This window comes from Ciceribacter ferrooxidans (assembly GCF_004137355.1).
Lineage (GTDB): Bacteria > Pseudomonadota > Alphaproteobacteria > Rhizobiales > Rhizobiaceae > Allorhizobium > Allorhizobium ferrooxidans.
On sequence record NZ_SDVB01000264.1, the window covers coordinates 1 to 260 of the forward strand.

At 65.0% G+C, this 260-nt stretch carries 1 protein-coding gene; it reads left to right on the forward strand.

Translation table 11 applies throughout. From position 1 onward, the window contains the following. Positions 1-260: NlpC/P60 family protein (locus EUU22_RS20060; RefSeq protein WP_165351237.1), on the forward strand; the 260-nt coding region annotated here is incomplete at both ends.

The window sequence follows — 260 nt, forward strand, 5'->3', positions numbered from 1 at the left end:
GGATCTGCGCTTCCCCGCCTGTGCTGCCCTTTCGATGGGAAGTCGCGTCGCGGTCGTGGGGGAGGCCGAGACCCGGGGCACTCGCTACTTCCTGGTCGCGGACGGCCGGGCGATTGTGGCGGGGCACTGCTTGCCGATCGGCACCTATGCGAGCAACGACTACGTGGCCATCGCCACCCGCTTTCTTGAAACACCCTACCTGTGGGGCGGACGTTCCGGCTTTGGTATCGATTGTTCCGGTCTCGTCCAGCTGTCGTTGA